General features: G+C 72.7%; 21 protein-coding genes. 11 read left to right on the top strand and 10 right to left on the bottom strand.

Annotation, left to right across the window (positions count from 1 at the left end; all coding sequences use genetic code 11):
• Positions 1 to 101: 101 nt before the first annotated feature.
• Together K5S26_RS15145 and K5S26_RS15140 are read right to left on the bottom strand one after the other, a co-directional pair.
• Positions 102 to 1,043 (bottom strand): ABC transporter substrate-binding protein, encoded by a 942-nt coding sequence (locus K5S26_RS15145; protein WP_221859696.1) that lies wholly within the window; start codon positions 1,041 to 1,043, stop codon positions 102 to 104.
• A gap of 120 nt (positions 1,044 to 1,163) precedes the next feature.
• Positions 1,164 to 1,748, bottom strand: a complete 585-nt coding sequence (locus K5S26_RS15140; RefSeq protein WP_308123009.1) for a DedA family protein — start codon at positions 1,746 to 1,748, stop codon at positions 1,164 to 1,166.
• Between the two features lie 190 nt (positions 1,749 to 1,938).
• Here K5S26_RS15140 and K5S26_RS15135 point away from each other — a divergent pair, with 190 nt between their 5' ends.
• The gene (locus K5S26_RS15135; protein ID WP_221859694.1) at positions 1,939 to 3,915 is read left to right on the top strand and encodes a GDSL-type esterase/lipase family protein; all 1,977 of its coding nucleotides are present in this window, start codon (positions 1,939 to 1,941) and stop codon (positions 3,913 to 3,915) included.
• Between the two features lie 33 nt (positions 3,916 to 3,948).
• On the opposite strand, the gene K5S26_RS15130 is transcribed toward K5S26_RS15135, so the two are convergent.
• Entirely contained in the window at positions 3,949 to 4,131 is a 183-nt protein-coding gene (locus K5S26_RS15130; protein ID WP_221859692.1) for a hypothetical protein, read from the bottom strand.
• 323 nt (positions 4,132 to 4,454) lie between these two features.
• Between K5S26_RS15130 and K5S26_RS15125 the strand changes: the two genes are divergently transcribed.
• From K5S26_RS15125 to K5S26_RS15115, 3 genes are all read left to right on the top strand, one after another.
• Positions 4,455 to 6,719: a polyribonucleotide nucleotidyltransferase gene (locus tag K5S26_RS15125; RefSeq protein ID WP_221859689.1), complete on the top strand. Its 2,265-nt coding sequence runs from the start codon at positions 4,455 to 4,457 to the stop codon at positions 6,717 to 6,719.
• Between the two features lie 238 nt (positions 6,720 to 6,957).
• On the top strand, positions 6,958 to 7,965 hold the full coding sequence (locus K5S26_RS15120) for an aldo/keto reductase (protein WP_221859687.1): 1,008 nt from the start codon (positions 6,958 to 6,960) through the stop codon (positions 7,963 to 7,965).
• Between the two features lie 176 nt (positions 7,966 to 8,141).
• The gene (locus K5S26_RS15115) at positions 8,142 to 8,744 is read left to right on the top strand and encodes a histidine phosphatase family protein (protein WP_221859686.1); all 603 of its coding nucleotides are present in this window, start codon (positions 8,142 to 8,144) and stop codon (positions 8,742 to 8,744) included.
• A 47-nt stretch (positions 8,745 to 8,791) separates the two neighbouring features.
• On the opposite strand, the gene K5S26_RS15110 is transcribed toward K5S26_RS15115, so the two are convergent.
• Together K5S26_RS15110 and K5S26_RS15105 are read right to left on the bottom strand one after the other, a co-directional pair.
• Entirely contained in the window at positions 8,792 to 9,451 is a 660-nt protein-coding gene (locus K5S26_RS15110; RefSeq protein ID WP_221859685.1) for a class I SAM-dependent methyltransferase, read from the bottom strand.
• Positions 9,452 to 9,632: 181 nt separating this feature from the next.
• On the bottom strand, positions 9,633 to 10,100 hold the full coding sequence (locus tag K5S26_RS15105; RefSeq protein ID WP_308123008.1) for a GNAT family N-acetyltransferase: 468 nt from the start codon (positions 10,098 to 10,100) through the stop codon (positions 9,633 to 9,635).
• Positions 10,101 to 10,176: 76 nt separating this feature from the next.
• On the opposite strand from K5S26_RS15105, the gene dapB reads away from it, so the two are divergent.
• Together dapB and K5S26_RS15095 are read left to right on the top strand one after the other, a co-directional pair.
• Positions 10,177 to 10,983: a 4-hydroxy-tetrahydrodipicolinate reductase gene (gene dapB / locus K5S26_RS15100; RefSeq protein ID WP_221859683.1), complete on the top strand. Its 807-nt coding sequence runs from the start codon at positions 10,177 to 10,179 to the stop codon at positions 10,981 to 10,983.
• Entirely contained in the window at positions 10,980 to 11,414 is a 435-nt protein-coding gene (locus tag K5S26_RS15095; RefSeq protein ID WP_221859681.1) for a tetratricopeptide repeat protein, read from the top strand. Before dapB ends, K5S26_RS15095 begins: the two co-directional genes overlap by 4 nt.
• A 19-nt stretch (positions 11,415 to 11,433) precedes the next feature.
• Here the strand turns inward: K5S26_RS15095 and K5S26_RS15090 are convergent, their stop codons facing one another.
• The 5 genes from K5S26_RS15090 to K5S26_RS15070 form a co-directional block, all read right to left on the bottom strand.
• Positions 11,434 to 12,330: a TIGR01777 family oxidoreductase gene (locus K5S26_RS15090; protein WP_308123006.1), complete on the bottom strand. Its 897-nt coding sequence runs from the start codon at positions 12,328 to 12,330 to the stop codon at positions 11,434 to 11,436.
• Between the two features lie 30 nt (positions 12,331 to 12,360).
• Positions 12,361 to 12,783 carry an OsmC family peroxiredoxin gene (locus tag K5S26_RS15085; RefSeq protein ID WP_221859679.1) on the bottom strand — a complete coding sequence of 141 codons (423 nt, stop codon included), beginning with the start codon at positions 12,781 to 12,783 and terminating at the stop codon, positions 12,361 to 12,363.
• Positions 12,784 to 12,876: 93 nt separating this feature from the next.
• Positions 12,877 to 13,449, bottom strand: a complete 573-nt coding sequence (locus K5S26_RS15080) for a DUF4395 domain-containing protein (RefSeq protein ID WP_221859677.1) — start codon at positions 13,447 to 13,449, stop codon at positions 12,877 to 12,879.
• On the bottom strand, positions 13,442 to 13,885 hold the full coding sequence (locus tag K5S26_RS15075) for a TlpA family protein disulfide reductase (RefSeq protein ID WP_221859675.1): 444 nt from the start codon (positions 13,883 to 13,885) through the stop codon (positions 13,442 to 13,444). The genes K5S26_RS15080 and K5S26_RS15075 overlap by 8 nt, the downstream gene beginning before the upstream one ends.
• A 115-nt stretch (positions 13,886 to 14,000) precedes the next feature.
• On the bottom strand, positions 14,001 to 16,298 hold the full coding sequence (locus K5S26_RS15070; RefSeq protein WP_221859673.1) for an esterase-like activity of phytase family protein: 2,298 nt from the start codon (positions 16,296 to 16,298) through the stop codon (positions 14,001 to 14,003).
• Between the two features lie 224 nt (positions 16,299 to 16,522).
• Here K5S26_RS15070 and K5S26_RS15065 point away from each other — a divergent pair, with 224 nt between their 5' ends.
• From K5S26_RS15065 to K5S26_RS15045, 5 genes are all read left to right on the top strand, one after another.
• A complete protein-coding gene (locus tag K5S26_RS15065) occupies positions 16,523 to 17,362 on the top strand; it encodes a thymidylate synthase (RefSeq protein ID WP_221859671.1) in 840 nt (279 codons plus the stop codon).
• Positions 17,362 to 17,868, top strand: a complete 507-nt coding sequence (locus K5S26_RS15060) for a dihydrofolate reductase (protein WP_221859670.1) — start codon at positions 17,362 to 17,364, stop codon at positions 17,866 to 17,868. The genes K5S26_RS15065 and K5S26_RS15060 overlap by 1 nt, the downstream gene beginning before the upstream one ends.
• Positions 17,869 to 18,127: 259 nt before the next feature.
• Positions 18,128 to 19,000 carry a DUF559 domain-containing protein gene (locus tag K5S26_RS15055; protein ID WP_246604084.1) on the top strand — a complete coding sequence of 291 codons (873 nt, stop codon included), beginning with the start codon at positions 18,128 to 18,130 and terminating at the stop codon, positions 18,998 to 19,000.
• 140 nt (positions 19,001 to 19,140) lie between these two features.
• Positions 19,141 to 20,118 (top strand): 4-hydroxy-tetrahydrodipicolinate synthase, encoded by a 978-nt coding sequence (gene dapA, locus K5S26_RS15050; protein ID WP_221859668.1) that lies wholly within the window; start codon positions 19,141 to 19,143, stop codon positions 20,116 to 20,118.
• Positions 20,119 to 20,238: 120 nt separating this feature from the next.
• Positions 20,239 to 21,915, top strand: a complete 1,677-nt coding sequence (locus K5S26_RS15045; RefSeq protein ID WP_221859666.1) for a ribonuclease J — start codon at positions 20,239 to 20,241, stop codon at positions 21,913 to 21,915.
• Positions 21,916 to 21,943: the final 28 nt, after the last annotated feature.

Below are 21,943 nucleotides of genomic sequence, written 5' to 3'. Positions count from 1 at the left end.
TCGCGAGCAGGGCGAGGAGGCCGGCGATGCCGAGGAGGCGACGCCCGCCGCCCCGGCCACACCCCGGCGCCCGACGTCCCCGCTCGCGATGCGGGCCGTGGTCACCGCTGCGCTTCGAGGAACTGCTCGATGTCGTCGAGCACCTTCTCGCCGCCCTTCGGGCCGACCCCCGACACCCAGTAGCTGGTGTCGACGAGGGTCACCGAGGGGAACTCGGCGCTGTTCTCCGCGATCGCTGCGGGGACGGTGGACTCGTCGTCCACGTCCGCCGTCGTGACGAAGACGTAGTCGGCCTTCGCATTCAGGATGTTCTCGGGCGAGATGTCCGCCTGCAGGCCGTCCTCCCACTCCTGGTCGGGGATCGTCAGTCCGACGCACTCCAGTGCGCCGCCGCCGAACGACACCGGGCCGTACAGGCTCAGCGTGGTCTCGTCGCGGGGCCGGATGAGGTTCGCCGTCTCGCCCGAGACGTCGTGGTCCTCCCCGATCTGGGCGCAGCGCTCGTTGAAGCCGTCGAGCAGCTCCTGCGCCTCGTCGCGCTGGCCGAGCGCGTCGCCGATGAGCAGCACGTTGTCCTGCCACGGGTCGGCCTGGGTCGCCATGAACACGGTCGGGGCGATCGCCTCGAGCTGGTCGTAGAGCTCGGAGTGGCGCGACTCGGTGCCGAGGATGAGGTCGGGCTCGAGCGCGGCGATCGCCTCCAGGTCGGGCTCGGGCACGGTGCCGACCGGCTCGACGCCCTCCACGCCCAGGTACTCCGGGATGCCGGCGACGTTGCTCGCCACCGCGGCGCCGACGGGCGTCACGCCGAGGGCCACGGCGGTGTCGAGCTCGACCGGCTCGAGGACGACCACGCGCTGCGGGTCCTCCGGCACCTCGGCCGTCCCCCGCGCGTGCTCGACGCTGCGCGTGCCGTCCGCCGCCGACGCCTCGCGGGCCTCCTCGCCGTCGGCGGGCTGCGCCGCGCATCCCGCGAGCAGCAGGGCGGCAGCCAGGGTGGCGGAGGTGAGGCCGAGGCCTCGACGGGAAGGGGAGGTGCGCATGCGGAAAGTGCCTCTCTGGGTCGGGGGAAGGCCGTCGGAGCGGACGCGACGGACCTCGGGCATAGGTATGCCTACCCTAATCGTTCGAGCTGGACCGGACCGGACCGGACCGGACCGCGCTCAGGCGGGTCGGAGGCGGCCGATCACGAAGTCCACCGTCCAGCCCACGACGAGCGCGGCCGCGATGGAGACGAGCACCGCCACCACGGTGCCGCCTGGGACGACCGATCCGATCGCGGCGCCGACCATGGCCTGGAACGCCGCCCAGGCCACCGCTGCGACGGCCGCGATCGGCAGGTATCGGCCTGCCGGGACGCTCGCCGCGCCGGCCGAGAGGTTGACGGCGAGACGTCCGAACGGGATGAAGCGGGCGGTGAAGACCGCGGTCGCGGCGTGCGTGCGCAGGCGCGAGGCTCCCCAGTCGAGTGCGCGCTGCAGGCGGGCGTGCCGCATCACGCGCCAGGTGCGCGGGTGCAGCAGCCTGCCGACGGCGTAGCAGCACACGTCGCCGGCGAAGGCCGCCAGCCCGCCGATGAGGATGACGGCCCAGAGCGGCGGCAGCCCCTGCGTCACGGCGACCGTGCCCAGGGCGGTGACGGCGACCTCGCCCGGCACGACCACCAGGAACGCGTCGGCGAACACGATGCCCGCAAGCACCACCAGCGCCCAGGGGTTCGCGGCCAGGCCGGAGATCACCTCGTCCACGACACGTGTGTACCCGCCCCCGGTGAACGGCCGGCGAACGACGCCGTCGGGATGTCCGGTGTCGGGCGGGGGAGCGGAGGGTGACGCGGCGGGGTGCGGAGGGTGAAACCCGGCCAACGCCGGGTGAACGGTCGGCGAAGCGGCGTGCGGGCCGGCCTGCCGCCGCCGCGCGTCGCGCCACGCTGGAGGCGTGAGAGTCGCGCTGGTCGCAGAGTCCTTCCTGCCGCACATGAACGGGGTCACGCACTCCGTTCTGCAGATGGTCCGTCACCTCGAACGCCGCGGTCACGACACGCTCGTGATCGCCCCCGACGCCGGCGCGTCGGCGCAGCGCGGGGCCGCCGCCCGCGCCTCCTCCAACACGGTGCTCCTGCCGTCGATGCCGATGCCGTCGTACCCGGACGTCCGGGTCGCGTATCCCGCCACCGCGCGCGTGGCGCGGGTGCTGCGCGGCTTCCACGCCGACGTCGTCCACCTGGCCTCGCCGTTCGCACTCGGCTGGAAGGGGCAGGCCGCGGCCGACGCTCTCCGGCTGCCGAGCGTCGCGGTCTACCAGACCGACGTCATCGCCTACGCCGAGCGTTACGGCGTGCCGGGAGCGGCGCCGCTGGCCTCGGCCCACGTCGCCCGGCTGCATCGGCGCGCGACCCTGACGCTGGCGCCGTCGTCGGCCTCCGAGTCGCAGCTCGCGGCGCTGCGCATCGATCGGCTGCGCCGCTGGGGCCGAGGCGTCGACGCGGAGCGCTTCCGTCCCGACCGGCGGAGCGAGGCATGGCGCGCGCGGGTCGCGCCGGGGGAGCTGCTCGTCGGCTACGTGGGGCGCCTCGCGGCGGAGAAGCAGGTCGCCGACCTGCGCGTGCTGTGCGGCCTGCCCGGCGTGCGCCTGGTCGTCATCGGCGACGGTCCCGAGCGCGCGCGTCTCGAGCGCGAGCTGCCGGGCGCCGTCTTCACGGGATTCCTCGGCGGAGACGAGCTCGCTCGCGCGCTCGCCAGCCTCGACGTGTTCGTGCATCCCGGCGAGAGCGAGACGTTCTGCCAGACGGTGCAGGAGGCGCTGTCGAGCGGCGTGCCCGTCGTCGCGACCGGCCGGGGCGGACCGGTGGACCTCGTGCGCTCGAGCGTCGACGGCTGGCTGTACCGGCCGGGCGACCTCGGCGACCTGCGCGGGCGGGTGCTCGACCTCACCGGCGACGACGCGAAGCGGAGATCGTTCGGCCGCGCCGCGCGCGAGGGCGTGGCCGCCCGCACCTGGGAGGCGCTGGGCGACCAGCTCATCGACTACTACCGCGAGGCGCAGCGCCTGCGGCCGATCGACGACGCCCGCCGCGGGCGCGGGATGTCGCGGCCCGAGACGGTCGAGCCGCCGCGCCGCCGTGCCTGGCGGCGGTACGTCGCCCTCGGTGACTCGATCACCGAGGGGCTGTGCGACACGTCGCGCATGGCCGCCGGCGAGTACCGGGGCTGGGCCGACCGCCTGGCGACGCTGCTGGCGCAGGGGCGAGGCGGGTTCCAGTACGCCAACCTCGCCGTCCGCAGCCGGCGGGTGCGCGATCTCGCGGACGAGCAGGCGCCGCGGGCGGTCGGGATGTCACCCGATCTCGTTTCCGTCTTCATGGGCGCGAACGACCTCGTCCGCCACAGCGCCGACCCGCTGCGGCTGGCGGCGCAGGTCGAGACGGTGGTGCGGGGCGTGCGGGCGACGGGTGCGGACGTCCTGCTGGTGACCCCGTTCCTGCCGGACCGGCAGCCGGCGCGACTGTTCGCGCGACGCTTCGCGGTCTATGCGGCGCAGCTGCGCCGCATCGCCGCGGAGACCGACTCGTACCTGCTGGACGCCGCCGCCCTCACCGCCCTCGGCGATCCGACGATGTACGCCGACGACAAGGTGCACCTCAGCTCGCGCGGGCACCGTTACCTCGCGTATCGGGCCGCCGAGGCGCTGGGCGTGCCCGACGCCGAGGCGCTCGGCCGGCTCGACGACTCGCTGCACGGCTTCGAGCCCGACGACGACCCGGCGCCGCAGGGCGACTGGCTGCGGGTGCACGCCCTGCCGTGGGTGTGGCGGCGCCTGCGCGGACGCACGGCGGGCGACGGCCTGGTGCCGAAGCACGCCGGCTACGTCGTCATCCCGGGCCGCGACGCCCCCCGGCGCAGCAAACTGGGCTGACCGGGGCGGAGCGCTTCGCGGAGGGGTGACGAGCTACTCGTCGAGCGCACCCGCGCCGCGGGCCTCGTCCCTCTCGTCGTCGACGACCGGATCCGCGTCCGCCTCGATCGCCTCGTCGGGGTCGAGGGTGGGCGGCGGCAGCTCCAGCTCGGCGTCGTCGGCGAGATCGACCTCGCGCTCCGCGTCCGGGGTGCTCTGCTCGGGGAAGTCAGCCATGCGTTCCACGGTGCCACGCCGCTCCGGGTGGCGACAGCCCCTGACCGACGGGCGTCGCCGCTGATAGGGTGTGAGGGAGCGTCGGACCCGCATCGCGGCCCTCGCCCGAAAATTCCATACGCACACGGAGCAGGCTGGCAGGAAGCTGGTCCCCTGAAGTGGTCTCCCAGGCGTCGGTCCCGACGGACCCGGTCTGGTGGATTTCTCCTGGTGGCCAGCGCAGGCGAGCGTGACAGATACGCCATGCGTCTATATCTGCCTGTTCCCCTGCTCCTGACGTGAGCCCCCGCGATCCGCGGGGCATACAGAAGGAGACAGACCTCTTGGAAGGTCCTGAAATCACCGCCGCCGAGGCCGTTCTCGACAACGGCCGCTTCGGCACCCGCACGATCCGCTTCGAGACCGGTCGTCTCGCGCAGCAGGCGCAGGGCGCCGTCGCCGCATACCTCGACGAGGAGACGATGCTCCTCTCGGCCACGAGCGCGGGCAAGCACCCTCGCGAGGGCTTCGACTTCTTCCCGCTGACCGTCGACGTCGAGGAGCGCTCGTACGCCGCCGGCAAGATCCCTGGTTCGTTCTTCCGTCGTGAGGGTCGTCCCTCGACCGAGGCGATCCTGGTGTGCCGTCTGATCGACCGCCCGCTGCGCCCGTCGTTCGTCGACGGCCTGCGCAACGAGGTCCAGATCGTCGTCACCGTGCTGTCGATCGCGCCGGGCGAGTACTACGACGCGCTCGCGATCAACGCCGCCTCGGCATCGACGCAGATCTCCGGCCTGCCGTTCTCCGGCCCGATCGCCGGCGTGCGCCTGGCGCTCATCCCCGGCCACGGCGAGAACGACGACCAGTGGGTCGCGTTCCCGAACGTCGAGCAGGTCGAGTCGGCCGTGTTCGACCTGATGGTCGCCGGTCGCGTGCTGGACAACGGCGACGTCGCGATCATGATGGTCGAGGCCGAGGCCACCGAGAACAGCTGGAACCTCATCAAGGCCGGCGCGACCAAGCCCAACGAGGAGATCGTCGCCGGTGGCCTCGAGGCCGCCAAGCCGTTCATCAAGCAGCTCGTCGCGGCGCAGGCCGAGATGGCCGCCGCCTCGACGAAGGCGCCGCTGGAGTTCCCGGTGTTCCCGGCCTACAGCGACGAGACCTTCGCGTTCGTCAACGAGAAGGCCTACGACGACCTGGTGAAGGTGTACCAGATCGCCGACAAGCAGGAGCGCCAGAACGCCGACGACGAGGTCAAGGCCCGCGTCAAGGCCGAGCTGGTCGAGAAGGTCGAGGCCGGCGAGCTGCCGGCCGCCGCCCCGCTCGAGTTCTCCGCCGCCTACAAGTCGGTGACGAAGAAGATCGTGCGCGGCCGCATCCTCGCCGAGGGCGTCCGCATGGACGGCCGCGGCCTCGCCGACATCCGTCCGCTCGACGCCGAGGTGCAGGTCATCCCGCGCGTCCACGGGTCGGCGATCTTCCAGCGCGGCGAGACCCAGATCATGGGCGTCACCACGCTGAACATGCTCAAGATGGAGCAGCAGATCGACTCGCTGTCGCCCACCACGAGCAAGCGCTACATGCACCACTACAACTTCCCGCCCTACTCGACCGGCGAGACCGGCCGCGTGGGCAGCCCGAAGCGCCGCGAGATCGGGCACGGCTTCCTGGCCGAGCGCGCCCTCGTGCCCGTCCTGCCGTCGCGCGAGGAGTTCCCCTACGCGATCCGTCAGGTGTCCGAGGCCCTGGGCTCGAACGGCTCCACGTCGATGGGCTCGGTCTGCGCCTCGACCCTGTCGCTGCTGAACGCGGGTGTGCCGCTGCGCGCCCCCGTCGCCGGCATCGCCATGGGCCTGGTCACCGACCAGGTGGACGGCCAGACGCGCTACGCCGCGCTGACCGACATCCTCGGCGCCGAGGACGCCCTCGGCGACATGGACTTCAAGGTCGCCGGCACGTCGGAGTTCATCACCGCGATCCAGCTCGACACGAAGCTCGACGGCATCCCGTCCGAGGTGCTCGCCGGCGCGCTGACGCAGGCGAAGGACGCGCGCACGCGCATCCTCGAGGTGCTGAACGCCGCGATCGACGCTCCCGACGAGATGGCGCCGACCGCGCCGCGCGTCATCAGCGTGCAGATCCCGGTGGACAAGATCGGCGAGCTGATCGGCCCCAAGGGCAAGACGATCAACGCGATCCAGGACGAGACCGGTGCGCAGATCTCCATCGAGGAGGACGGCACCGTCTACATCGGCGCGACCGACGGCCCCTCGGCCGAGGCCGCCCGCGCCCAGGTGAACGCGATCGCCAACCCCACCAACCCGGAGATCGGCGAGCAGTTCCTCGGCACGGTCGTGAAGATCATCCCCTCGGGCGCGTTCATCTCGCTGCTGCCGGGCAAGGACGGTCGCATGCACGTGACGCAGATCCGCAAGCTCAACGGCGGCAAGCGCGTCGAGAACATCGAGGACGTCGTGTCGGTGGGCCAGAAGATCCTGGTCCGCATCGCCGAGATCGACGACCGCGGCAAGATGGCCCTCGAGCCCGTCGTCGACGAGGCCCCGGCTGGCGACGTGCCGCCGGTGGAGGCACCCGTCGAGGCGTGATCACGCCCTGTCCGCGGCGTCCCCGCGGGCGCGCGAACGGCCCGCTCATCTCCGGATGGGCGGGCCGTTCGGCGTCCGCGCCGATCCGCTCACCGGGAAGACGGCGACGCCGTGACGAAAGCGTTACCGGCGCGGCGCGCGGCGGTGTCGCGGGGCTGCAATACGCTCGGAGCAACGCATCGCGCGAGCGGTGCCGGGCGGGTCCCTCGGGGGAGGTGAGCCGTGAGGGGGTGCACCGATGGACGAGACGATCGCCGAGACGCAGGCGGCTCCCGCCGCGCATCCCTCCGCCCCGATCCCCGTCCAGGGTCCCGCAGTGGGCGCCCTGGTCCGCGCGCCGCTCGGAGACACGGGGCTGCAGGTCTTCCCGCTCATGCTGGGCGGCGCCGAGTTCGGCTGGACGGTCGACCAGGACGGCGCCGATGCGCTCCTCGACAGGTTCGCCGCGTACGGCGGCAACGCGGTGCACACGGCCGACAGCTTCTCGGCCGGGCGCAGCGAGTACATCATCGGGCGATGGCTCCGTGCGCGCGGCGTGCGCGACGACATGGTGCTCGCCGTCCGGGTGGGCGACCACCCCGACAACCCCGGCCTCGGTTCGGTCAATCTCGTGCGCGCGGTCGAGGCGTCGCTCACCCGGCTCGGCACCGATCGCATCGACGTGCTGTACCTCGACGCCACCGCCGAGCCCGCCGGTGTGATCGAGGACACCCTCGCCACCGCCGAGTGGCTGATCGAGGCGGGCAAGGTGCGTCACGTCGGCTCGTACGGCCTCGGCGCGGAGCAGCTGGTCGAGGCGCGCATCCTGGCGTCCGCCGGCTATCCGCGGATCGCCGCCGTCGACGTGCCCTACAACGTGCTGCGCCGCGAGGCGTTCGCGGGTGACCTGCGGCTGGTGGCGGGTGCGCAGAGCCTCGCGGTGACGCCGTCGCATGCGCTCGAGCACGGCTTCCTATCGGGTCGGCATCGCTCGCGGCAGGACGTCGCGGCCTCGACCCGGGGGCAGCAGCTCGCCGGCAGCCTGAACAAACGCGGGCTGCGCGTGCTGAAGGCGATGGACGCGATCGCCGCCGAGCTGGCGGCGCCGCACGCGGCCGTCGCCGTGGCCTGGCTGCTGGCGCAGCGCGGCGTGGTGGCGCCGATCGTGAACGTCGACTCGGCGGCGCAGCTCGACGAGCTCGTGCAGGGCGTCGGCGTGCGTCTCACCCGCGCGCACCTGTCGGAGCTGAGCAGGGCCGCCGACTGACGCTCGCCGCCCCGGCGGGTGAGACTTCCGGGTCGCGCGTCGGTGGCGTCACGTAGTGTGGGGGAGGACCTCACGCGGTGCGCCCCGGATCACCTTCCGACCGTGCCCCGCCCGGTCCATCGGCCACGGCGGCCGATCCGAGAGACGACGGACACGCGTGGGGACGGGGTGAGACGGTGGCGCACTACATCTATCTCGTCCGTCACGGCGAGCAGCAGGACGCCGAGCACGGCATGGAGGACGGCCCGCTGTCTCCCCGAGGGCGGCGGCAGGCCGAGCTGATCGCCGACCGGATGTCGGGCATCCCGCTCGACGCCGTCTGGCACTCGCCGCTGGTGCGCGCCACCGACACCGCGCGGATCATCGCCGAGCGTCTCCCGTCCGTCACGCCGCAGCCGCACGCGCTGCTGTTCGACTGCGTGCCGACCGGCATCACCGACGAGACCCCGGCGGTGTTCGAGCCGTTCTTCGGCGGCATCACCGAGGCGCAGATCGAGGCGGGCACCGCTCAGATGGCGGATGCGGTGGGCGAGTTCCTCGTGCGCAAGCCCGGCGACGTCCACGAGCTGCTGATCACCCACAACTTCGTCATCTCATGGTTCGTGCGCGAGGTGCTCGGAGCGCCGGAGTGGCGCTGGATGACGCTCAACCAGGCCAACTGCGGCCTCACGGTCATCGCGCAGCGCCAGGGACGCCCGTGGAGCCTGCTGACCCACAACGACCTGTCGCACCTCCCGGTCGAGCTGCGCACGGGCCTGCCCGACGCCATCACGTTCTGACGGCGGAGCCCGGCGCCGTCCCTCCGGACGGCATCCCCACCGGGCGCTCAGCGCCGGGCGAGCACGAACCCCTGGGGCTGTCTCTCGTGCCCGACCGGGTCGCGTCGCTCGACGGCGAGCACCTCGAGGCCGGCGCCGCGCAGCAGGTCGGCGATGCGCGCCGGCTCGTGCAGCACCCCGCGCAGCGTCACATCGTGGCCGTAGGCGCGCTCGGAGACGCGTTCGCCGGTGCCCGCCTGGAAGCCCAGCAGCGTCGGGGCACCGGGCAGCAGCACGCGCGCCAGCTCGGCGGCGATCGTCTCGACGTCGTCCTCGGGGGCGTGGATGATCGCGTACCAGCAGAGCGCTGCCCGCACGGACCCGTCCGCGAACGGCAGCCGCCGCAGGTCCGCGACGGCCAGCGGCACCTCGGGGCGGGCCCGGCCCGCGTGCGCCAGCATCTCGGGCGACAGGTCGACGCCGACGAGCGGGGCCACGCCGCGCGCCGCGAGATGGCCCAGCATGCGTCCTGTGCCGCAGCCGGCGTCGAGCACCGGGGCCGCCCCCGCCGGGATCGCCGCGATGAACTCGTCGATGAGCGCGAGGTCCCGCGGGCTCTCGGCGCTCGCGTCGCGCAGCGCCGACGCGTACGTGTCGGCGACCGTCGCGTACAGCCGCCGGGTCTCCGCCGTCCGCTCGTCCGCCGCGCGCGGATCGTGTGATCCCATCCCGCCACGCTAACGCCCGCCCGTCGGATCCATAGCCCGGTCGTCGGAGCTGTGGTGCAGATGTCGCGTGGCGATGCATGAGGGACGCGACAGCGGGTTGCTGTCCGACGAGCGGCCGGCTGATCCGACGACTGTTCCGGTCACCTCCGTGACCGCGTACCCGCGGTCACGGCACGAGGGATCAGTCCAGCGTCTTGCCGTACCAGCGGTCGGCGTTGGGGTTGTCGTTGTAGGCGTCGATCGGCCCGAAGCCCGCGCGGGCGTAGAGCGCCGCGGCCGCCTCGAGCGTGTGATGCGTGTCGAGCACGAGCTCGCGGGCGCCCCAGGCACGGGCACGGCTCTCGAGCTCCTCGACGAGCAGACGGCCGGCGCCGAGGCCGCGGGCCGTCGGGCGGGTATAGACGTGCTTGACCTCGAACCGCACGCCGTGCGGGCCGTCGGCGATCCGGCGGATCGCGCCGCATCCGATCAGCCCGCGCTCGGCGTGCTCGGCCAGCAGCAGCACGCCGTCGGGGGCCCGGAAGGCGTCGGGTCCCGGGAGCGTGGGCCGGTACTCGCCGGGGAAACCGGCGGCGCGCTCCGCGAAGTACTCCACGATCAGCTCGCGGGCGTCTGGGTCGGCGGGGGAGGCGGCGCGGAACGTGATCACGGATATCGAGCGTACGCCCGCGCGCCCGGGGCTCCCACGCGCGCTCGGCGCCGCGCCCGGCGAATAGGATGGTCGCATGACGACACGGATCGCGCTCGTCGGCGGCACGGGAAAGCTCGGCGGCATCATCCACGAGGTCGTCGACGCGCTCGACGGCTTCGAGGTCGTGGCCGTCCTGACCTCACGCAGCGACCTGGCAGAGCTCGACGGCGCCGACCTCGTGGTCGACGCGTCCACCCCCGCCGTCAGCATCGACGTGGTCCGCGCCGCGATCGAGCGCGGCCTCAACGTGCTCGTCGGCACCAGCGGCTGGTCGGCCGAGCGCATCGCTCTCGTGCGCCCCCTGGTCGACGCGGCCGGCACCGGCGCGGTGTTCATCCCGAACTTCTCGCTCGGCTCGGTGATCGGCAGCGCGATCGCCGCCGCCTCCGCACGGTTCTTCCCGTTCGCCGAGATCGTCGAGACGCACCGCGAGTCGAAGATCGACTCGCCGAGCGGCACGGCCGTCCGCACCGCCGAGCTCATCACCGCGGCCCGAGGCACGCCCGTCGAGGCGCCCCACGTCGACCAGCGCGCCCGGGGGCAGCAGGTCGCCAGCGTGCCGGTGCACTCGCTGCGACGTCCCGGCGTGGTCGCGCGCCAGGAGACGATCCTCTCGGGTCCCGGCGAGGCGCTGACGATCGTCCACGACACCACCGACTCCGCCGCGGCGTACGCGCCGGGCATCCGCATCGCGCTGGAGCGGTCGGTCGAGGCCCGTGGCGTCGTCGTCGGCCTCGAGAGCTTCATCGACATCGGGATGGGCACGCCCCGTCCCGCCGACGACAGCCCGGTCGACGCCGGCACCGCCCCGGGACAGGTCGCGCAGGCGACCAGCACGTGAGCGTTCGCATCGGCGTGGCCGTGATGGCCGTGCTGCTCCTCGGCTACATCGCGCTCGTCGGCTGGCGTGCCGTGGTGATGGTGCAGACCGGTGAGCCCGTCGCGATCGCCATGGGCGTGGCGCTGATCGTCCTGCCGCTGCTGGCGGTGTGGGGGCTCGGTCGCGAGCTGTGGTTCGGCGTGCGCGCCGAGCGGCTGGGTCGCCGCCTCGAGGCCGAGGGCGGCCTGCCCGACGACGTGGTGACGACCAGCCCGAGCGGCCGCGTCTCCCGTGCCGACGGCGACGCCGTGTTCCCCCGCTATCGCGAGGAGGTCGAGAGGCATCCCGACGACTGGCGGGCGTGGTTCCGGCTGAGCCTCGCCTACGACGCCGCCGGAGACCGCCGCCGCGCGCGCGGAGCCGTGCGAGAGGCCATCAGGCGCGAGCGCTGAGCCGGCGGACGACCCCGGATCAGGCGGTCACCGCCGCCGCGATCGCCTCCTCGGCCGTCGCATGGCGGAACTCGAAGCCCGAAGCGGCCAGCGTGCCCGGCACGACATGCGCGTCCGACAGCAGCACGTCGTCGGCGAACGTGCGGCCGAGCACCGTGCGCAGCGCGAACGCGGGGGCGCGCAGGGCGTAGGGGCGGTTCAACCGCCTCGCGAGCGCGAAGCCGATGTCGTTCGCCGTCGCCCGCGTGGGCCCCGCGAGATTGACCGGGCCCGTGATGTCGTTGTCGATCACGTGCAGGATGCCCCGCACCTCGTCCTCGAGCGAGATCCAGGGCCAGGCCTGAGCGCCCGAACCCAGGGGCCCGGAGACCCCGGCGCGCGTCAGCGCCATCAGGGGCTTCAGGACGCCCTTGGGATGCAGGACGACCGCCGTGCGGACGAACGCGACGCGGTCGCCGGCGACGCGCGCGGCGTTCTCCCATTCGACGCACACGCCCGCCAGGAACGAGCTGCCGGGAGGAGCGTCCTCCGCCAGCTCGCGGCCGTGGACGGAGCCGTAGTACCCGCTGGCGCTTCCCGAGACGAACAGCGGGCGCTCACCGTCCGGCAGCGCGTCGAGAGCGCGAGCCAGCGCGCGGGTGGGCGTGAGCCGCGACCACAGCAGCCGGCTGCGGTACGCGCGCGTCCACGGCAGGCGGCCGATGCTCGCGCCGTTGAGCCCGACGACGGCGTCGGCGCCCGCGAGCACCTCCGGATCCAGCGGCGAGCCGTCGAGCCAGCGCACCTCGTCGGTAGCGGCCGGCTCGTGCCGCACGAGACGGGTGACGCGGTCGCCACGCTCGCGCAGCGAGGAGACGAGGGTGCGTCCGATCAGCCCGGACGCACCCCCGACGACGACGTGCAGCGGCCCCGTCACGGCTGCCCCGCGCCGGAGCGCGACGCGACGTCACGCAAGCTGCGCCTCCATGGTGATGTCCACGCCGGCAAGCGCCTGCGAGACGGGGCAGCCCGCCTTCGCGCCCTCGGCGATCTCCTGGAACGCGGCGGCGTCGATGCCCGGCACGACGGCGCTGACGTTCAGGTGGCTGCCCGTGATGCCGGTGCCCGGCTTGAACGTGACGGAGGCGGTGGTGTCGAGCTTCTCCGGGGGAGTGCCGTTCTCGCTCAGCGCGTGGGAGAGCGCCATGCTGAAGCACGAGGCGTGCGCCGCGGCGATGAGCTCCTCGGGCGTCGTCGTCGAGTCCGAGCCCTCGCTGCGGGCTTTCCAATCGACCGGGAACGCTCCGATGCCGGAGGCGAACGAGACGGTTCCCGACCCCTCCGCGAGGCTTCCGGTCCAGGCGGTCGTGGCTTCGCTGGTGACGGTCATGTCGTCCTCCGTATCGGCGTCGAGCGGTGTCGCCGCCAGCCTAACCGCCGACGCCCCGCGAGTCACCGGGGGAGGGGGCCGGGCGGCATCCGCTCAGGCGACCCGCGTGCGACCGACCACGCCCGCCCGCTGCAGCAGCAGGTAGAGCTGGCAGCCGAGGCACAGGCCGAACACCGCGTTGAGGAAGGCCGCGATCAGGGCGGCGGCCGCCGCGACGGGCAGCGCCCACGGCACGCCGACGAGGTGCAGGACGAGCCCCACCGCCGTGACGAACAGCCCGACGCCCTGCGCGAAGCGGGGCGGGCGGGGGTCCTCGAGCTCGGTGGGCGGGGCAAGACGCGGGCGCACCAGGCGTCGGAAGACGACGCCCCACGGCGCGGTGCGGGGAGAGGCGACGCCCCACACGAACAGCGCGGCCACGACGGCGACCGCGATGAAGCCGGGGTCGGAGGCGCGGGCCCCCACGGGGGACTCGGCGAGAACCGAGCCCGGGAAGAAGACCGAGTCGGCCAACGGCTGGTAGGCGAACCATCCGAAGGAGGCCGGACCGCTCGCGGTGGAGATGCCGACGAACGACAGGTACGTCGCGATGACCAGCAGCAGGGTGGTGATCGCGGCCGCGAAGCGCGGGCCGCGCGGGTCGATCCCCGCGGGGGCGTCAGGCATGGGTCTCCTCCAGGAGGCGGTCGAGCTGATCGTCGACGTCCTGCGCCCGCGGGGCGCCGCCGATGCGGGCGTGGACCGCGCGGTCGGCATCCACGATGAGCGTCGTCGGGGTCTGCAGCACGCCGAAGCGGCGTGCGATGTCCGGGCGTTGGGTCAGATCGACGTCGACGTGCGCGACCCCGTGACGTGTGTCCGCGATCCCGCCGAGGACGCGGCGGGTCGCGGGGCAGCGCGTGCAGTGCTCCGTGCTGAACTGCACCAGCGTGGCGCGCTCGCCGAAGGCCGCGTCCTCCAGTCCGAGCGCCTCGGCCGTCACGGCCGACTCGTCGTCGCGGGTCGCGCGCACGCGACCGTCGCGACGGCGCGCGACCACGCCGATCGCGACCGCGCCGAGCAGCACGGCGACGACCGCCGCGAGCGCGACGAGCGGATCCATGAGGGCAGGTTAGCCCTGCCGGGAGCACCCCGGGCCGCGGCCGACACCGTGCGTAACAGGCTGACGCGCCGGAGGGCCGCACCGTCGTCCCGGTGCGGCCCTCCGGTCTGCGGGATCAGCGGGCGTCCGCCTCGATCGTCGCCACGGCGATGTCGGGGTTGTCGGTGAAGACGCCGTCGATGCCGGTCGCGAGGAACGCGCGCAGCTCTCCGGAGAGGTCGCCGGGCGCGTTCGGATCCGCGCTCGAGCGGAAGTCGGCGGCGAGGAACTGGTTCTCGACGCGGAACGTCCAGGCGTGCACGTCGAGGCCGGCGCGGTGGGCGTCGCGCACCACGTTCGTCGGCGTGCCGAGCGTGCCGTCTGCCTCGCGGGGGATGATCACGTTCTTCTCGGCGCCGAGGCCGTCCGCGTAGCGCGCGATGTCGCGCAGCCCCGCGGGCGTGACGAGGTCGGCGTAGGTGCGGTCATCGCCCGCGGCGACGAGGTCGTACGGGGCTCCCGTGCCGTTCACGAGCTGTGCCAGACGCACCCGCGTCAGCCGGTCCAGTTCGCGCAGGTTGCCCGTCTCGAAGCTCTGCAGGATCACCGGGGCGTCGGCTCGGTCGAGCCCGTTGCGGCGCAGCTCGGCGACCAGCGGCTGCTCGAGCGACAGGCCGATGCCGTCGAAGTACGTCGGGTGCTTGGTCTCCGGGTACACCCCGACGGGCAGCCCGTCGCACGTGCGCGAGTGGCGGGCGAGGTCCAGCACCTCGTCGAGCGTCGGCACCTGGTAGAGGCCGTCGAACGCCGCGCTCTGCGGGCGCACCTGCGGCAGCCGCTCCTTCGCCCGCAGCGTCCGCAGCTCGGCGAGCGTCAAGTCCTCGGTGAACCATCCGCTGACCTGCACCCCGTCGATCGTCTTCGTCGTGCGCCGGTCGGCGAACTCGGGGCGCTCCGACACGTCGGTCGTGCCGCCGATCTCGTTCTCGTGGCGCGCGACGAGGACGCCGTCCTTGGTCGAGACGACGTCGGGCTCGATGTACTCCGCGCACTGCGCGATCGCCGTCTCGTACGCGGCGAGCGTGTGCTCGGGGCGGTAGCCGCTCGCGCCGCGGTGGCTCACGACCGTGATGGCGTCGGGCCGCGCCGTCGTGCGCTCCAGGTCCACGATCGCGAGCTCGGTGTCGTCCGGGGTGCCCGCGACGCGTGCGTCGCCCGCGGGATAGTTGTTGTCGTTGCCGATGAGCAGCCGGCCGTCCTTCAGCTGCAGCACCGTCTCGAACGACTGCACCGGCAGCGAGTAGGTCTCGCCGAGACCGTAGCCCTCGCCGACGTCGATGCCGCGCGGGTTGTCGATCCGCAGGGCGTCGAGCACGAGCTCCTTGTGCAGGAAGCCCTCGCCGTCGGCCCGGCGGTCGAGATCGACCCGGTAGACGCGCTTGATCACCGACTGGTCGCCCTCGTGGTCGTCCCGCTCGATCAGCAGCATCGAGCCGTCGCGCGTCGTGAACGCGTCGCCGATCACGTCGCCGGGCTGGTCGGTCTGATACGACCACGTGCGCCCGGTGTAGCGCCCCGAACGGGTGTCGAACTCGTTGATCACGCGCCGGCGCTGATCCGGATCGTCGACGAAGGCGCCCTCGAGCACCGGGTAGAGGTAGTGCCCGTTCGCCGACGCCGACATGGCCTCGAAGCCGCGGCTCGAGGCGACCGTGGGCTGCTCGCCGTCCTCCAGGTAGGGGCTCTGCGGCGATGTGGCGCCGGGCAGTGGGTACGGCTCGTCGAGCAGCGTGCCGTCGGCGTCGAAGTGCAGCAGGAACGGCCCGAACTCCTCGCCGACCCAGAACGTGCCGTCCTTCGCGCGGGCGATCGACTCGATGTCGAAGTCGGCCCCCGTCAGCAGGCGCTCCTCGGTGTCCTCGTTCACGATCGGGAAGTCGAGGACGCCGTCGCGGTCGTTGTACTCGATGTACGACTCGATCTCGATACGACCGGATCCGCCCTCCCCGGTGTCCCAGTCCGGCCGGATCAGGTAGTTGCGCAGCAGGAAGTCGGCCGAGTTCTCCTGCGAGCCGAAGCCGTTGTCGGGCTGCGCCCAGAACGTGCCGTCGCCGCCTTCGACCATCGCGGAGAACCCGGGGATCACCTGCCCGCACCACGGACCCGTGCGGCCGTTGGCGGGCGTCGCGGCCGCGCCGGATGCCGGCCCGGGCGCCAGGTGATCCGCCGAGAGCGTCGCGCGGGCGTCCAGCGTCGGGACGACGGTGCGCACGGGGCGCTCGCCGCGTGAGTCTCGGCCGTCGTGGGAGTCGCGCCCGACGTCGGCGGACGCCGAGGCGGGCACGAGGGTCGCGACCAGTGCGGATGCGGCGGAGAGGGCGATGAGCGCGGCCGGCGGCGAGGGGCGGCGGCGCGGGCGGAGGAGGTTCGTCACCCGCCCGACGCTGGACCCGCTGTCGTTCGTGGCGGTGACCTCCGCCGCACCGGATGCCGACGATGCGGTGAACGGGGGCAGAACTGCCCGGCGGCACGGATGCCGCCTGCCGTGGGCGGGCGCGGCGTGCGTCGCGTGCCTGAGCCCTGACGGGCGGCTGCGCGGCTACCCTGGATCGCGAGGCGATCGCCCGTCCGCCCGGTGCGGCGGCGGACGCCGCGAGCATGCGACAGGATCTTGAGCAAGGGGATGCCGTGACCGAGACGATTCCGACCCCGTACGAGGACCTGCTGCGCGACGTCCTCGTGACCGGCGTCCACAAGGACGACCGCACGGGCACCGGCACGACGAGCGTCTTCGGCCGCCAGCTGCGGTACGACCTCGCGCAGGGCTTCCCCCTGGTCACGACCAAGCGGGTGCACTTCAAGTCCGTGGCGCTGGAGCTGCTCTGGTTCCTCCGCGGGGACGGGAACGCCTCCTGGCTGCAGGAGCGCGGCGTCACGATCTGGGACGAGTGGGCCGACGAGGACGGCGACCTGGGCCCGGTCTACGGCGTGCAGTGGCGTTCCTGGCCGACCCCCGACGGCGGGCAGATCGACCAGATCCAGCAGGCCGTCGACCTGCTGCGGACGAACCCCGACTCGCGTCGCATCCTCGTCTCGGCCTGGAATCCCGCGGACATCCCGAACATGGCGCTGCCCCCGTGCCACGCGATGTTCCAGTTCTACGTCGCCGACGGACGGCTCTCCTGCCAGCTGTACCAGCGCAGTGCCGACCTCTTCCTCGGTGTGCCGTTCAACATCGCGTCGTACTCGCTGCTGACGCTCATGATGGCGCAGCAGGCCGGGCTGGAGCCGGGCGAGTTCGTGTGGACGGGCGGCGACTGCCACATCTACGACAACCATCGCGATCAGGTCGCCGAGCAGCTCACCCGCGACCCGTACCCGTACCCGACCCTCGAGATCGTCCGGAGGCCGGCGTCGATCTTCGACTACGAGTACGACGACTTCGCGGTGCATGACTACCAGCACCACCCGCCGATCCGCGCGGCCGTGGCCGTCTGATGCCGGTCCGCGCGATCTGGGCGCAGGCGAGGACGGGGGTCATCGGCGCCGATGGCGGCATGCCGTGGGACGTGCCGGAGGACATGGCGTTCTTCAAGCGCGCGACCTCCGGGACGCCGGTGCTGATGGGGCGGCGCACGTGGCAGTCCTTCCCCGACCGCTTCCGGCCGCTGCCGGACCGACCGAACATCGTCGTCACGCGCGACGCGTCCTTCGACGCGCCGGGCGCCACGGTCGTCCACTCTCTGGACGCCGCGCTGGACGAGGCCGCGCGGCTCGACGACGAGGCCTGGGTGATCGGCGGCGCGGAGATCTACCGGCAGGCGATGCCGCGGCTCGACGAGCTGTGGGTGACCCGCATCGACCTCGACCTGGACGGCGACGCCTACGCGCCGGAGATCGACGACGCGTGGCACGTCGTGCGGTCCGACCCCGCGGCGCCCGACGAGTGGCACACCAGCCGCACGGGCACGCGGTACCGCTTCGAGGTGCTGCGCCGCTCCTGACCCGCGCCGCCGGGCGCCCGTCGCCCGTCACCCCCGTCGGACGCTCCGCCCGGTCGTCGGTCGCGCGGTGCGACTGAGCCTGAGGCGCCCTCTCCCGTCGCGTCCGCACCAGGGATCCGACGACTGAGCGCGTGGGCCGACGACTGCGCGGATGAGTCCGCTCGTCGTTCCTCGTCCACAACGCGGGGACGTGCGCAGGGCGCCCACATCTCAGGGGATCGGACCGTCGCCCCGGCATCGGCGCGGCGACGCTCGGGGCATGTACATCGACGAGATCGCGGCCAGGATGGCCGGACGAGGCGGCGTCATGCGCGCAGCGGAGCTGATCCGAGCCGGTGCGACGCGGGCGGACCTGCGCCGCTGCTGCGCCGAGCGCGACATCGAGCGCCTGCGCGAGGGCCTGTACGCCCTGCCGTCCGCCCGCGCCGACGTGCGCACCGCCGCGACGCACGGGGGCGCGCTGGCCTGCGTCTCCGCCCTGCGCCATCACGGCATATGGGTACTCGACGCCCCCGGGGTCCATGTCTGGCTCGGCCGGGGAGGGCGCGCGCACGCGCATCCGGGCTGCCGCTGCGTGGCGCACTGGGAGACGGGGCGCGCGAGGCCCGGTGTGGTCTCGGTCGCTCGTGCCCTCGTGCAGGTCGCCCGCTGCCGAGGATCGGAGGCGTTCTTCGTCGCGTACGAGTCGGCATGGCGGCTCGGCAAGCTGACGGCAACGGCTCGCACCTGGATCCGACAGAACCTCGATGCCGGCATGCGGTACCTGGTCGACTTCGCACGGCCCGACGCCGACAGCGGCCTCGAGTCGCTCGTGCGGTTGCGACTGGCCAAGCTCGGCATCGTCCTGCAGAGCCAGGTGTCCATCCGCGGAGTCGGCGTGGTCGACTTCGTCCTGGACGGCCGGATCATCCTCGAGGTCGACGGCCGCGAGAACCACGACGGCGGCTCCTCGCGTCACAAGGACCTCGGGCGCGACGCGCGGGCCCTCGCCCTCGGCTACCTGCCGCTTCGCTTCGACTACGCGCAGGTCATGTACGAGTGGCACTTGGTCGAGGCGGCGATCCTCGGCGCCCGAGAGACGCTCGGTCGTCGGAGTCTGCGCCCTGTCGCCGGACGAAGGGGACAGCTGTAGCGGCTGCACCGCACCTCCGTCACGCCCGCACCACGGATCCGACGACCGAGCGCGCCGTCCGACGACCACGCGCGCGTGTTCGCTGGTCGTGGACGCCCGCCCGGGTGAGAGGGGGGCGCGCGGGGCGATAGCCTGGGGGCATGACGCACTCGGGCAACCCCTTCGGACAGGTGCTCGTCGCGCTCGTCACCCCGATGACGGCCGACGGCGAGGTCGACTGGCCCGCCGTCGAGAAGCACATCGACGACGTCATCTCCTCCGGCGCCGACGGCATCGTCGTCACCGGCACCACGGGCGAGACGTCGACGCTGACCGACCCCGAGAAGCTGCGTCTCGTCGAGGTCGGCAAGGACGTCGCCGCGGGGCGCGCCAAGATCATCACCGGCGGCGGATCGAACGAGACCGCGCACGCGATCGAGCTCTACCAGAAGAGCGAGAAGGCCGGCGCCGACGGCATCATGATCGTCACGCCGTACTACAACAAGCCGACCCAGGCCGGCATCCTGACGCACTTCCGGCTCGTCGCCGACTCCACCGATCTGCCGGTGATCCTGTACGACATCCCCGGCCGCACCGGCGTGCCCATCAAGTACGAGACCATCCTCCGTCTCGCCAAGCACCCGAACATCCTGGCGATCAAGGACGCCAAGGGCGACTTCAGCGAGGTGAGCCGCGTGCTCAACCAGACCGACCTGATGTACTTCTCGGGCGACGACGCGAACGTGCTGCCGCACCTCGCGATCGGCGCCTCGGGGCTCATCGGCGTCACCGCGAACATCGCGGCCGCGCCGTACCGGCTGATCGTCGACGCGGTGAACCGCGGCGACCTCGCCGCCGCGACCGCGCAGCACAAGAAGCTCGAGCCGCTGGTGCGCGCCGTCATGACGCACGTCCCCGGCACGGTGTCGGCGAAGTACGTGCTGCACGGCCTCGGCCGCATCTCCAGCCCGCGCGTGCGCCTGCCGCTCGTGGGGCCGGAGGAGTGGGAGGCCGCGATCATCGAGGACGAGCTCGCGCTCGTGAAGGACGTCGAGGGCGTCGACTTCTCGAACTTCCGTCCCGACCGCAACGCCGCCGCCGGCGGCGCCCTGCCCAAGGTGCCCGGCACCACGCGCTGACGCGCTCCACCGTTCTCCCGCGGCCGAGAAGGCCGCACCGCACAACAACACACGACAGCCGGATGCCCGAGGGCCTCCGGCGAACACGGGTGCCGCAAGAGGCCCCGCGAAAGGCGGACCATGTCCACTCCGGTCTACGACCCTCCCGCGCTCGAGAAGGGCGCCCTGCGCGTCACCCCGCTCGGCGGTCTCGGCGAGGTCGGCCGCAACATGACCACGTACGAGTTCGACGGCCAGATCCTGATCGTCGACTGCGGCGTGCTCTTCCCCGAGGAGCACCAGCCGGGCGTCGACCTGATCCTGCCCGACTTCGAGCCGCTCAAGGGACGCCTCGACGACATCGTGGGCGTCGTGCTGACCCACGGCCACGAGGATCACATCGGCGCCGTCCCGTACCTGCTCAAGCTTCGTCAGGACATCCCCCTGATCGGCTCGGCGCTGACCCTCGCCCTGGTGGAGGCCAAGCTCAAGGAGCACCGGATCAAGCCGGTGCTGACGGTCGTCAAGGAGGACGAGAGCTGGGACATCGGCCCGTTCGACCTCGAGTTCGTCGCGGTCAACCACTCGATCCCGGACGCTCTCGCCGTCGCGATCCGCACGTCCGCCGGCCTGGTGCTGCACACGGGCGACTTCAAGATGGACCAGCTGCCGCTCGACGGCCGCATCACCGACCTGCGCGCGTTCGCCCGGCTCGGCGAGGAGGGCGTGGACCTGTTCCTGCCGGACTCGACCAACGCGGACGTGCCCGGCTTCACCCCGACCGAGCGGGCGATCGGCCCCGTCATCGACCAGGTGATCTCCAAGACCACGGGGCGCGTCATCGTGGCGAGCTTCTCCAGCCACGTGCACCGCGTGCAGCAGGTGCTCGACGCGGCGGCGGCCAACGGGCGGCGCGTGGCGCTGCTCGGCCGGAGCATGGTCAGGAACATGACGATCGCCGCCGACCTGGGCTATCTGAACGTCCCGAACGACGTGCTGATCGACTACAAGAAGGCGCGGGACATCCCGGACGACAAGATCGTCTACATGTCGACGGGATCGCAGGGCGAGCCGATGGCCGTGCTCAGCCGCATGGCGAACCTCGACCACGCGATCGAGCCCGGAGAGGGCGACACCGTGATCCTGGCGTCGAGCCAGATCCCGGGCAACGAGAACGCGATCTACCGCGTGATCGACGGTCTCACGAAGCTCGGCGCCAACGTCGTGCACAAGTCCAACGCCAAGGTGCACGTCTCGGGCCACGCTGCCGCGGGCGAGCTGCTGTACTGCTACAACATCCTGCAGCCGCGCAACGTGCTGCCGGTCCATGGCGAGTACCGCCACCTGATGGCGAACGCCAAGCTGGCGCAGAACACCGGGATCTCCGAGGAGCGCACGATCCTCGGCGAGAACGGCAGCGTGGTCGACCTGAAGGACGGCATCGCGCGGGTCGTCGGTCAGCTCGACCTCGGCTTCGTCTACGTCGACGGGTCGACCGTCGGAGAGATCACGGATGCCGACCTCAAGGACCGTCGTGTGCTGGGCGAGGAGGGCTTCGTGTCCGTCATCGTCGTGGTGGACGCGGCCACGGGTCGCGTCATCACGGGGCCGGAGATCCACGCCCGCGGCATCGCCGAGGACGACTCGGTGTTCGAGGCGGTCAAGCCGAAGATCGCCCGGGCGCTCGAAGAGGCCGCGGCGTCGGGCGTCCGCGACAACCACGCGCTGTCGCAGGCCGTGCGCCGCACGATCGGTCGCTGGGTGAACCAGTCGCTGCGTCGCCGGCCGATGATCGTCCCGCTCGTCATCGAGGCCTGACCCGCACGCCGCGCCGCCGGGCGCGAGC

It is taken from the genome of Microbacterium marinilacus (assembly GCF_019753765.1).
GTDB classification, from domain to species: Bacteria; Actinomycetota; Actinomycetes; order Actinomycetales; family Microbacteriaceae; genus Microbacterium; species Microbacterium marinilacus.
This window is presented reverse-complemented; position numbering and strand designations above follow the sequence as displayed.

What these genes read in the sequence shown, in the direction of transcription:
- K5S26_RS15085 (WP_221859679.1), bottom strand. Translation starts at nt 12,783, where the DNA reads ATGACCGTCACCAGCGAAGCCACGACCGCCTGGACCGGAAGCCTCGCG.
- K5S26_RS15060 (WP_221859670.1), top strand. Translation starts at nt 17,362, where the DNA reads ATGCCGGTCCGCGCGATCTGGGCGCAGGCGAGGACGGGGGTCATCGGC.
- K5S26_RS15075 (WP_221859675.1), bottom strand. Translation starts at nt 13,885, where the DNA reads ATGGATCCGCTCGTCGCGCTCGCGGCGGTCGTCGCCGTGCTGCTCGGC.
- K5S26_RS15080 (WP_221859677.1), bottom strand. Translation starts at nt 13,449, where the DNA reads ATGCCTGACGCCCCCGCGGGGATCGACCCGCGCGGCCCGCGCTTCGCG.
- K5S26_RS15065 (WP_221859671.1), top strand. Translation starts at nt 16,523, where the DNA reads ATGCGACAGGATCTTGAGCAAGGGGATGCCGTGACCGAGACGATTCCG.
- K5S26_RS15055 (WP_246604084.1), top strand. Translation starts at nt 18,128, where the DNA reads ATGTACATCGACGAGATCGCGGCCAGGATGGCCGGACGAGGCGGCGTC.
- dapB (WP_221859683.1), top strand. Translation starts at nt 10,177, where the DNA reads ATGACGACACGGATCGCGCTCGTCGGCGGCACGGGAAAGCTCGGCGGC.
- dapA (WP_221859668.1), top strand. Translation starts at nt 19,141, where the DNA reads ATGACGCACTCGGGCAACCCCTTCGGACAGGTGCTCGTCGCGCTCGTC.
- K5S26_RS15045 (WP_221859666.1), top strand. Translation starts at nt 20,239, where the DNA reads ATGTCCACTCCGGTCTACGACCCTCCCGCGCTCGAGAAGGGCGCCCTG.
- K5S26_RS15145 (WP_221859696.1), bottom strand. Translation starts at nt 1,043, where the DNA reads ATGCGCACCTCCCCTTCCCGTCGAGGCCTCGGCCTCACCTCCGCCACC.
- K5S26_RS15130 (WP_221859692.1), bottom strand. Translation starts at nt 4,131, where the DNA reads ATGGCTGACTTCCCCGAGCAGAGCACCCCGGACGCGGAGCGCGAGGTC.
- K5S26_RS15120 (WP_221859687.1), top strand. Translation starts at nt 6,958, where the DNA reads ATGGACGAGACGATCGCCGAGACGCAGGCGGCTCCCGCCGCGCATCCC.
- K5S26_RS15110 (WP_221859685.1), bottom strand. Translation starts at nt 9,451, where the DNA reads ATGGGATCACACGATCCGCGCGCGGCGGACGAGCGGACGGCGGAGACC.